9 protein-coding genes and 1 pseudogene are annotated in these 10,893 nt (G+C 62.8%); 5 read left to right on the forward strand and 5 right to left on the reverse strand.

Going from position 1 to position 10,893, the window contains the following annotated elements; all coding sequences use genetic code 11:
* Window positions 1-21 precede the first annotated feature (21 nt).
* Together ASE94_RS12625 and ASE94_RS12630 are read right to left on the reverse strand one after the other, a co-directional pair.
* Window positions 22-885, reverse strand: coding sequence for an EamA family transporter (locus ASE94_RS12625; RefSeq protein ID WP_244484035.1), 864 nt, complete (start codon window positions 883-885; stop codon window positions 22-24).
* Between the two features lie 24 nt (window positions 886-909).
* Complete coding sequence (locus ASE94_RS12630; RefSeq protein ID WP_062630681.1) at window positions 910-1,275, reverse strand: GFA family protein; 366 nt, start codon at window positions 1,273-1,275, stop codon at window positions 910-912.
* 131 nt (window positions 1,276-1,406) lie between these two features.
* On the opposite strand from ASE94_RS12630, the gene ASE94_RS12635 reads away from it, so the two are divergent.
* From ASE94_RS12635 to ASE94_RS12655, 5 genes and pseudogenes are all read left to right on the forward strand, one after another.
* Window positions 1,407-2,468, forward strand: coding sequence for an aldo/keto reductase (locus ASE94_RS12635; protein WP_062630682.1), 1,062 nt, complete (start codon window positions 1,407-1,409; stop codon window positions 2,466-2,468).
* Entirely contained in the window at window positions 2,461-3,144 is a 684-nt protein-coding gene (locus ASE94_RS12640) for a fumarylacetoacetate hydrolase family protein (protein WP_244484036.1), read from the forward strand. The genes ASE94_RS12635 and ASE94_RS12640 overlap by 8 nt, the downstream gene beginning before the upstream one ends.
* Complete coding sequence (locus ASE94_RS12645) at window positions 3,144-4,235, forward strand: AAA family ATPase (protein ID WP_061908262.1); 1,092 nt, start codon at window positions 3,144-3,146, stop codon at window positions 4,233-4,235. Before ASE94_RS12640 ends, ASE94_RS12645 begins: the two co-directional genes overlap by 1 nt.
* Window positions 4,236-4,690: 455 nt before the next feature.
* A pseudogene (locus ASE94_RS12650) lies at window positions 4,691-6,475 on the forward strand (cation:proton antiporter); the annotation flags it as partial.
* Between the two features lie 710 nt (window positions 6,476-7,185).
* Window positions 7,186-7,626 (forward strand): Rrf2 family transcriptional regulator, encoded by a 441-nt coding sequence (locus tag ASE94_RS12655; RefSeq protein WP_061908261.1) that lies wholly within the window; start codon window positions 7,186-7,188, stop codon window positions 7,624-7,626.
* Window positions 7,627-7,779: 153 nt separating this feature from the next.
* Here the strand turns inward: ASE94_RS12655 and purU are convergent, their stop codons facing one another.
* From purU to ASE94_RS12670, 3 genes are all read right to left on the reverse strand, one after another.
* Window positions 7,780-8,634, reverse strand: a complete 855-nt coding sequence (gene purU, locus ASE94_RS12660) for a formyltetrahydrofolate deformylase (protein WP_062630684.1) — start codon at window positions 8,632-8,634, stop codon at window positions 7,780-7,782.
* Window positions 8,635-9,023: 389 nt separating this feature from the next.
* Window positions 9,024-9,836 (reverse strand): ABC transporter permease subunit, encoded by an 813-nt coding sequence (locus ASE94_RS12665; RefSeq protein ID WP_061908259.1) that lies wholly within the window; start codon window positions 9,834-9,836, stop codon window positions 9,024-9,026.
* Window position 9,837: 1 nt separating this feature from the next.
* Window positions 9,838-10,791 (reverse strand): ABC transporter permease subunit, encoded by a 954-nt coding sequence (locus ASE94_RS12670; RefSeq protein WP_061908258.1) that lies wholly within the window; start codon window positions 10,789-10,791, stop codon window positions 9,838-9,840.
* Between the last annotated feature and the right edge of the window lie 102 nt (window positions 10,792-10,893).

Genomic DNA, 10,893 nt, shown 5'->3' on the forward strand with positions numbered 1-10,893 from the left:
TGGAACAGGAAAAATCCAGCCTTAGTGTGCGATCGGTGCCGGTTTCGCGATGGTGGCGGTGGCGCCGATCGAGGCGAGGATGATGGCGGCCATGCCAAGGATCTGCAGGAGCGTCAGGGTTTCGCCCAGAATGACGAGGCCGGAGAGGGCCGCCATGGCCGGTTGGCCGCTCATCAGAATGCCGAAGAGACGGGCGGGGATCAGCGGCAGGGCGACCATGTCGAGGGCATAGGGGATGGCGCTCGAGAGGAGGGCAACGGCAATGCCGAGCGGGAGAATGGCGGGATCGATCAGCGCAGTTCCGGCCGTCGCGATGCCGAATGGGAGGGCGATGAGCGCGGCCGTCGCGACGCCGAGCGCGGCGATGTGGGGGCCGCCACCGGTGCCGGCGCGCTGGCCGAAAATGATATATCCGGCCCAGCAGGCCCCAGCGCAAAGGGCGAGGGCGACGCCGACGGGCGAGATATCGCCGGCAAAGCCAGTCCAGGGCAGAAGAAGCGCGAAGCCAGACAAAGCGAGGACGATCCAGAGGAAATCGAGCGGGCGGCGGGCGCCGAAGAGAGCGACGGCGAGGGGACCGGTGAATTCAAGCGCGACGGCAATGCCGAGGGGAATGTGTTCGAGCGCGGCATAGAAGGTGAGGTTCATGGTGCCCATGACGGCGCCATAGAGCAGCACGGCGCGCCACTGCGCTCGCGTGAGGCGATAACGCCAGGGGCGGAAGACGGCGATGAGCACCCCGGCGCCGATGGTGAGGCGGAGCGTGGTGGCCCCGGCCGCGCCGACGAGCGGAAACAGCATTTTGGCAAAGCTGGCGCCGGTCTGGGTGACGATCATGCCGAGGGCGATCAGCAGCACGGGGAAGAGAACGGAATTGGGCCGCACGATCGGGCTTTCGGAGGAAAATCGTTAGATGAAGAGGCCGGTGCCCGCATCGTCCTTATAGCGGATCTGGACGGCTGCGAGGATTTCTGAATCGAGGAGGCGCGCGTTGATGCCGAGGCTCTCGCGGCTCGCTTTGCGCGGATACCAATGGGTCACGCAGCCGCAGCCGGAGCAGCGGTGGAAATCGACGTTCTTGCCATTCCAGGCATAGGTGTCGGTGCGCTTTTCTGACGTGATGGTGACATCGGCGATGGCGTAATAAGTCCAGAGGACGCCGTAGCGGCGGCAGAGGCTGCAATTGCAATGGGTGATTTCGGCTGGCGCCTTGGGAAGGCAGATCGAGACCGATCCGCAATGGCAGGTGGCAAGGACGTGTTCTGCGTGAGCCATGGTGATCCCCGATTGCTGGCGCTGCTTAGCGGGTTGCGGGGACGGGCGCCATGGGAATTTCCAAGAGCAAGATTGACCCGACTCCCGCAAGTCTTTAGCCCTTGGGGAGAAGAACAAAGGAGGAATGGCCGATGGAGTATCGCTATCTCGGACGATCGGGGCTGAAGGTCTCGACCCTGACCATGGGTACCATGACCTTTGGAGGCAGCGAGAAGATCGGCAATACCGATAAATCGGCGGCGGCGCGGCAGGTCGATCTCTGTCTCGATGCCGGGATCAATCTCTATGACACGGCCAATGTCTATAATGCCGGGGTGTCCGAAGAGATCTTGGGCGAGGTGCTGAGCGAGAATGGGCGCCGGCAAAAGGCTTTGATCGCGACCAAGGTGCGGTTCAAGATGGGCGATGGGCCCAATGATATCGGGCTGTCGCGGCACCATATCATTGCCGAGTGCAAGGCGAGCTTGAAGCGGCTCAAGACCGATGTGATCGATCTCTACCAGGTGCATGAATGGGATGGGCGGACGCCGATCGAGGAGACGATGGAGGCGCTCGATACGCTCGTGCGCCATGGCCATGTCCGCTATATCGGCTGCTCGAATTATTCGGGCTGGCATATCATGAAGGCGCTGATGGCGGCAGGGGTTCGGCACGGCGAGCGGTTCGTGTCCCAGCAGATCCACTATTCGCTCCATTCGCGCGATGCCGAATATGAGCTGGTGCCGATTTCGCAGGATCAGGGGCTCGGTATCCTCGTCTGGTCGCCGCTGGCCGGCGGGCTGCTTTCAGGAAAATATCGCCGCAATGGTGGGCCGGAAAGCGGGCGGCATGTCGGCGGCTTCCGCGAGCCGCCGGTCTATGACTGGGACAAGCTCTACGATGTCATCGACGTCGTCGTTGCCATTGCCGAAGAGCGCGGCGTATCGGGCGCGCAGGTGGCGCTGGCCTGGCTGATCGGGCGGCCCGGCGTGACCTCGGTGGTGATCGGCGGGCGCAACGAAGAGCAGTTTCGCGATAATCTTTTGGCGGCCGATTTCAAACTGAGCGATGCGGAACGCAAGCGGCTGGACGATGTCAGCCGGCCGAATTTGCTTTATCCCTATTGGCACCAATCGTTTACGGCGCAGGATCGCCTGAGCCCGGTCGATCTCGACCTCATCGGACCCTATGCAGAGGATTTCAAGCGTGGCTGATTTTCTATTCGAGCCGCATGCCCCGGTTTCCATCCCTATCGCGCGTGGCGGGCTCTTTGCCGTGCGGCGCGTCTATTGCGTCGGGCGCAATTATGCCGAGCACATCAAGGAAATGGGCAATGATGTAAAAGACCCGCCATTCTTCTTTGCCAAGCCCGCCGATGCCGTCGTCGTTGGTGGCGCGGGAATCGACTATCCGCCGCAGACTTCGGACTTTCACCACGAAGTCGAGCTGGTCGTCGCCATTGGTAAGGATGGGGCGGATATCGCGGCAGGCGACGCGCTGGATCACGTCTATGGCTATGCCTGCGGGCTTGATATGACGCGGCGCGATCTGCAAGCGGTGGCAAAAAAGGCCGGGCGGCCGTGGGAAATGGCCAAGGGGTTCGATCAATCGGCGCCGATCGGAACGATCGAACCGGCCGAGGCCATCGGGCACCCGACGAGCGGGGCGATCACGCTTTCGGTCAATGGCGAAGAACGCCAGCGCGGCGATCTCGGCGACCAGATCTGGAGCGTGCCCGAAACCATCGCTTATCTCAGCCAATTCGTGACGCTGCGGGCGGGCGACCTGATCATGACCGGCACGCCGGCCGGGGTCGGCCCGGTGGTGCGGGGCGACAGGATCGAGGGCGCGATTGCAGGCGTTGGCACGGTGCGGACGGTGATCGGCTGATGGCGCATATCTGGTCCGGACAGCAGGATGCCGCGCTCGTTGCGGTATCCAAATGGCTCAAGGACAAAAACGGTCCGCAGGTGTTTCGGCTGTTTGGCTGGGCCGGGACCGGCAAATCGACGCTGGCCGTGCATCTGGCGCAGGATATCCGCTCGGTCAAATATGCGGCCTTTACCGGCAAGGCGGCGCTCGTCATGCGCAAGCGTGGCTGCAAGGGCGCGCAGACCATCCACTCGCTGATCTATACGCTCGTCAGCGAAAAAGAGGGTGAGCCGCGCTTCGTGCTCGACCCCGAAAGCCCGGCGGCGGATGCGGACCTGATCGTCATCGACGAAGTCTCGATGGTCGATGAGCAGCTCGGCGCTGATCTCCTCAGCTTTGGCACGAAGATTTTGGTGCTTGGCGACCCGTTCCAATTGCCGCCGGTGCAGGGGGCGGGCTTTTTCACGGCTGAAGAGCCCGATGTCATGCTGACCGAAATTCACCGGCAGGCGGCCGACAATCCGATCATCCAGCTCTCGATGGCGGTGCGCGAAGGCGGGTTTTTAGAGCATGGCCGCTATGGCGAGAGCATTGTCGTCGGGCGCGATAAGGTCGATCGCGATGCGGTGCTCGAGGCGGACCAGGTGCTGGTGGGGCGCAACAAGACGCGCCTGACCTATAATGATCGGCTGCGCGAATTGAAGGGACTGCCCTTTCATGAGCCGGTGGTGGGCGACCGTATGGTGTGCCTCAGAAACAATCCGCGCAAAAAGCTGCTCAATGGGCAGATCTGGATCGCGACCGATGTGACCCGGCGCTCGAACGGCAAATGGAGCCTGATGCTCGCCGATGATGAGGGCAAGGGCGAGGCGAAGGTGCTGACGCACAAGGCCTTCTTCTCAGGCGAAGAAGAAAGCATGGCCTGGACCGAAAGACGGCAATTCGACGAATTCACCTTTGGCTATTGCCTGACCGTCCACAAGGCGCAGGGCAGCCAATGGGACAATGTCTATCTGTTCGATGAGAGCTTCGTGTTCCGCGAAGAGCGGGCGCGGTGGCTCTATACGGGGATCACGCGGGCGGCGGAGAAGATTACGATTGTGAGTTGAGGGGAGCGCGTCCCCCATCACCGGACTTCCCTCGGGCTTGACCCGAGGGGCACTTCGCAGAGCCCGAATGTAGTGGCTCCCGCATGGGCCCTCGGGTCGAGCCCGAGGGAAGGGCGGAGTTTGAGGGAACGGATTAGTAGCCCCGAAATGGCGAGACTGCTTCTGGTTGCTTGGGCGCTCCACCTTAATAGCTGAGGATGGGCCCCGGCTTTCGCCGGGGTGACATCTGGTGGTTGGTGAAGGGGTGAGGCAAAGCCCAAAAGGCCAGGCCATTCCTGGCTGAACGGGGGATGAATGGGGGCGACATCATTCAGCCAAGTTTGGACCGTTTCTGACTTGCATTGCTGTGTTCCGCCAAGGGATTGACCCCAGGAGGACGATCCGCGCTTGCGTGGGAAACGGCGATACACCACTATTGCCATAGAGATTTCCCCTAGAGCGCCGGAGCCCTGTCCATGCACCATGGTACCCCCCTGATCTCGACGATCGTCGCGGGTCTGGTGCTGGCCTATATCTTTGGGATGATCGCCAACCGGCTGCGACTGCCGCCTCTCGTGGGCTATCTTTTTGCCGGTGTTCTGGTCGGGCCGCATACGCCGGGCTATGTCGCCGATCAGGCGCTGGGCGCGGAGCTCGCCGAGCTTGGCGTCATCCTTCTCATGTTCGGCGTGGGCCTCCATTTTTCGCTCAAGGATCTCATGAGCGTGCGAGCGCTTGCCATTCCGGGGGCCATTGCGCAGATTGCCGTCGCGACCGCGCTGGGCGCGGGGCTGGGCACGCTGCTCGGGTGGCCGATCGGCGGGTCGCTGCTGTTTGGTTTGGCGCTGTCGGTGGCGTCGACTGTGGTGCTGCTCAAGGCGTTGCAGGATCGTCGCTTGATCGAGAGTGAGCGGGGGCGGATCGCGGTCGGCTGGCTGATCGTCGAAGACCTTGCCATGGTGCTGGCGCTCGTTCTGGTGCCGGCGATTGCGAGCCTCAATGGCGTCGATACCGGGGTGCATGACCCCTTCGTGTCCTTCGTCGAGCGTATCGTCAACGCGCCGGTGGGAATCTGGGGCGTGCTCATTATCACGCTCGTCAAGGTTGCGGCCTTTGTCGGCTTCATGCTGATCGTCGGGCGGCGGCTCATTCCCTGGGCGCTGCATCTGACGGCGCATACCGGGAGCCGCGAACTGTTTCGGCTGGCCGTCCTCGCCATTGCGCTCGGCGTGGCCTTGGGGTCGGCGGTGCTCTTTGGCGTGTCGCTGGCGCTCGGCGCGTTCTTTGCCGGCATGATCCTTTCGGAGAGCGAACTCAGCCATCGGGCGGCCAACGAAACGCTGCCGCTGCGCGATGCCTTTGCGGTCTTGTTCTTCGTCTCGGTGGGTATGCTTTTTGATCCTACCATCATCATCACCAATCCGCTGCCGGTGCTGGCGACGGTTTTTATTATTGTCGTCGGCAAGTCGATCGCCGCGTTCGGGATCGTGCTGCTGTTCCGCCGGCCGGTGGGCACGGCGCTGACGATTTCGGCGAGCCTGGCGCAGATCGGCGAATTTTCCTTCATTCTCGCCAGCATGGGCGTGAGCCTCGCCATCCTGCCGCAAGAGGGGCAGGACCTGATCCTGGCCGGGGCGCTGATTTCCATCGTGCTCAACCCGATCGTTTTCTTCCTTCTGGAGCGGATGCGGCCAAAACTTGAGACGCGCTATGGGCGGCCAGTGGCCGCGGCTGCAGCGGCGGGCGATGGGCGGGTGGAGCCGGGTGAATTTGCGACGGTGTCGCAGGGGCCGGCGACGAGCGATATTCCGCGTGAGGCGGGGATCGAGCGCGGGGTGCTGGGGGCGGACGATGATCTGACCGAGCCGCTGACGCTGAGCGGGCATGCCGTGCTCGTTGGCTATGGGCAGGTCGGGCGGATCGTTGCCGATGGCCTCAAGGCTTCGGGTCGCGATGTCGTGGTCATCGAGGATTCCGATCATGACGTGGCGGCGGCACGGGCAGCGGGGCTCGAGGTGATTTATGGCAATGCTGCGAGCCAGAGTGTCTTGAAACTCGCCAATCTTGGCGGGGCCAAAAACCTTCTTGTCGCGATCTCAAATGCATTCGAGGCGGGGTCGGTGGTCGAGAGCGGGCGAAAGCTCAATCCCGAGATATCGATCGTGGCGCGCGCCTATTCGGAAGAAGAAGAGACGTTCCTTCGCGGGCTGGGGGCCAGTGTGGTCATTCGCGGCGAGCGCGAAATCGGCAAGGGGATTTTGGCGCTGTTGCAGGCTGGGGAAGACAAGCCGGCCCCAGTGACGCCCGAACCGGACGAGCCGAAACTGCCGCCGACGGAGAATATCGTGGCGCAGGCGGCGGGCATGGCGTTGGCTGTGTCGCCGATTGCCGAAGTGGTCGAGATCGTGCGGCCGGAGGCGACCGAGGTGGAGGTGCTCTATGCGCCGACGGTGATCGAATTGCCGCCGCCCGCTGTGAAGGAACCGGAGGCGCCGGTTGTGCCGCCAGCGGAGGTCGTCGAGATCGACGCGGCGACGGACGAGCCGGCCGAGGTTGCGGGCGGGGACGAAACGCCGTCGATTGGCGAGCCGCCGCCGGCCATCGATGAAGTGGTGGTTGTGGCGCCGGAGACTGCCGAACCTGTTGAGCCTGCGGTTGAAGAGGCAGTGGTTTCGGAGCCAGTGGGGGACGCTGAGCCGCCGACTTTGGTGGCGTCGGACCTGCCGGTGGTGGGACCGGTCGAGCCGGTGATCCCCGTTACGCCGGAAGTGCCTGTTGCGCCGGTCTTGGCCGAGGAGCCGGCCGTCGAAGACGCGCCCAAACCGTCGCAAACTGTTGCAGAGATTGGCGAAAACGGTGACAGTGGGGATGAAAAGCCCGCTGCGACGGATGACGAGCCCGATGCGGACGCGGCCAATACCGAGACGCCGGGCATTCCGGTGGTCAAGCCGGAGCCGAGGGATTAGGCGCGATGATATCGCAAAAGGCCAAATATGCGTTGCGGGCTCTGGTGGCCCTGGCCCGCGCCGGTCGGGGAGAGAGCCGGATGATCGGCGAAATCTCTCGCGACCAGGCGATCCCGAAGAAGTTTCTTGAACAGATCCTGCTTGAGCTTAAGCGCGCTGGGTTTGTCACGAGCCGCCGAGGGCGCATGGGCGGATACGAACTGGTGCGGGCGCCCGAGGAGATCATGTATGGCGAAGTGTTGCGCCTGATAGACGGGCCGATTGCGCCGCTGCCGTGCCTGTCCAAAATCGCCTATCGGAAGTGTGAGGACTGCAAGGACGAGGCGGCTTGCGAGATCCGCCATGTGTTCGAGCGCGTGACGCTGGCGACGCGGGCGGTACTGGACCGGACGAGCTTGGCGGATTCGCTGAATCTGGAGGATTTGCCGGTGGATGAGGTAGCATAGGGCTGGCCTCAAGGTTTGTGATTGCCATCACCCCCTCCCATCCTCCCCCATCAAGGGGGAGGTGCCGATCGAGTGTATGGCACGATCTCACCTAAACCACTGACCCTTTACCTTCCCCTTGATGGGGGAGGCTGGGAGGGGGTGTCTGCGGGATTACCCGAAAACCACCGTCTTCTTGCCATTGAGCATCACCCGGCTTTCGAGGTGCAATTTTACGGCTCGAGCAAGCACGCGGCTTTCGATGTCGCGGCCGGCGGCGATAAGGTCGTCGGGGCTCATGGCGTGGGTGACGCGGGCGGTTTCCTGCTCGATGATCGGGCCTTCGTCGAGATCGGGCGTCACGTAATGGGCGGTTGCGCCGATGATTTTGACACCGCGCTCATGGGCCTGATGGTAGGGCTTGGCGCCCTTAAAACTCGGCAGGAACGAGTGGTGGATATTGATCACCTGGCCATAAAGGCGGGTGGAAAGATTATCCGAGAGCACCTGCATATAGCGCGCGAGGACCACAAGATCGGCGCCGGTCGATTTGACGATCTCAAGCACCTGGGCTTCCTGTTCGGCCTTGGTGTCCTTGGTGACGGGCAGGTAATGATAGGGAATGCCGGCGTCTTCGGCGATCTTTTGTGCATCGACGTGATTGGAAATGATCGCGGCGACTTCGGCATCGAGCCAATTGACGCGGATCTGGTAGAGCAGGTGAAGGAGCGTGTGGTCGAATTTACTGACCAGCACGACGACCTGCTTGCGGCGGCTTTCGTCGCTGAGCGCGGTCTTCATGTCGAAGCGCTCGATGGGTGAGCGGAGCGCCTTTTCGATGCGGTCGCGGCCCATGCCATCGGGCGCGGTAAAGGCGAGGCGCATGAAGAAGCGGCCGGTTTCCTTGTCCCAGAACTGATTGGATTCGGCGATATTGGCGTTGAGCGCCGCGAGTTCGGTCGTGACCGCGGCGACGATGCCCGGGCGGTCATTGCACGAAAGGGTCAGGACGAAATTGGCCGAGGACAAGGCGGGCCTCCGGAGAAAGAGTGAGGCCAGCGGTATCAATGGCCCGTGGCTTTCCGTCAAGCCCTTGCGGGCTCGGGCCGTCTCTGGGGCTAGAAAAAGGAAAAGGGCCGCTCCGCGGAGCGACCCTTCCCTGAGTGACAGGCGCTGAGCCTGAGGAGGGGGATGCTAGTCGAGATCACTCCCAAACTGCACCGACATTCCCAGGACCTCGAGCACCGAATTCTCAAAAGACACTGGATCACCTCCTTAAAGTTGGTTGAACATATGAGGAGCTTGCGCCTCATTTTTCGGCTTGTCTAGTCACAAGATTTTCACGGGGCGGTGACCCACACCTAGCCTCACCCCCCACCTAGCATCCCCCTGGGAGGGGGAGGGATATGGGCGGTGGACTAGGCGCGCGCTTTTTTCGGCTTGGTGCGGAGCTGGATGATTGTCGCGATGAGGACGCCGGTGGCCACGATGCCGATGATGATGGTGGCGAGGGCGTTGACGTCGGGGGAGACGCCGAGTTTGACCTTGGAGAAGATCACCATGGGCAAGGTCGAGGAGCCGGGGCCGGAGACGAAGCTTGCGATCACCAAATCGTCGAGCGAGAGCGTGAAGCCGAGGAGCCAGCCCGAGACCAGGGCCGGGGCGATGATGGGAAGGGTGATGTCGAAGAAAGTGCGAACGGGCGAGGCGCCGAGGTCCATGGCGGCTTCTTCAAGGCTCCGGTCGAAATCCGATAGGCGCGACTGCACGACGACGCAGACATAGGCCATGCAGAAGGTCGAGTGGGCGATGACGATGGTCAGCATGCCGCGGCCACGGGGCCAGCCGATAAAGCTCTCCATGGCGACGAAGAGCAGCAGCAGCGCGAGGCCAGTGATGACATCAGGCATGACGAGCGGAGCCGAGACCATGCCGGAAAAGAGCGTGCGGCCGCGGAAGCGACGGAAGCGAACGAGCGCGACGGCGGCCAGCGTGCCGAGGACGAGGGCGATGCTGGCGCTCAGCGCGGCGATCTGGAGGCTCAGCCAAGCGGCATTGAGCATCTGCGGATCGCGGAACAGCTCGCCATACCACTTGAACGAAAAGCCGGACCAGACGGTGACGAGCCGGTTTTCGTTGAAGGAGAAAATGACGAGCGAAACGATGGGCGCGTAAAGGAAGGTGAACCCTAGGGCCGCTGCGATGGGGAGGAACCAGCCACGACGGAACATGCTACTTCTCCACCACGGCGCTTTGGGCGCGCTGCATCAGCATGATCGGTACGACGACGACGACCAGCATGGCGACCGCCACGGCGGCGGCGCGCGGCCAATTGGCGGCGGTAAAGAACTCGTCCCAAAGGACGCGGCCGATCATCAGGGTTTCCGGCCCGCCGAGGAGCGAGGGGATGACGAATTCGCCAATGGCCGGGATGAAGACCAGCATGGAGCCGGCGATGATCCCCGGCAGCGAGAGCGGCAGGGTAATCGAGAGGAAGGTACGCATGGGGCGGCCGCCAAGATCGGCGGAGGCTTCAAAGAGCGACACGTCGAGTTTTACCAGCGTCGTATAGAGCGGCAGGATCATGAAGGGCAGGTAGGTGTAGACGATGCCGACATAGACGGCGAAATCGGTCTGCATCATCACGAGCGGTTCGATGCCGAAAAGGCCGAGGAGCTGGTTGATGACGCCGTTGCCGCGCATGAAGCCGGTGAGCGCGTAAACGCGGAGGAGGAATGAGGTGAAGAAGGGGAGGATCACCAGCATGAGAAGGATGTTGCGCCAGCGATCGTCGGCACGGGCGATGGCATAGGCCATCGGATAGCCGACCAGCAGCGTGATGACGGTCGAAATCGCCGCGATGCGGATCGAGGAGAGATAGGCCGCAACATAGAGATTGTCGGTGAAGATGCGGATGTAGTTGGAGAGGTGCAGGGTGAGTTGCACCGTGCCGTCCTCGGTCGAGAGGAGGGCAGAATAGGGCGGGCGGCCGAACTGCTTGGTCGCGAGCGAAATGCCGAAGACCACGGCAAGCGGCACGAGGAAGAAGATCAGGAGCCACAGGGCCGGCGCGAAGAGCACCAGCATGCGGCCGGAAATGCCGACCTTGGCGAGGCCACGTTCGACGGCGTTCCAGGGTTTCAGGCGCCGCGGTGGCGGGATGGTGGGGTCGTGGGTGGCGGTCATGGGGCGGCCCCATTGGTGCAAATTGGCTCGGTCCGCTCCCTCTCCCTTGGGGGAGAGGGTTGGGGTGAGGGGGCCTTGATGGCAGCGTGAAAAGGAAAGGGG

The sequence above is a fragment of the Devosia sp. Leaf64 genome (assembly GCF_001421945.1).
Taxonomy (GTDB): domain Bacteria; phylum Pseudomonadota; class Alphaproteobacteria; order Rhizobiales; family Devosiaceae; genus Devosia.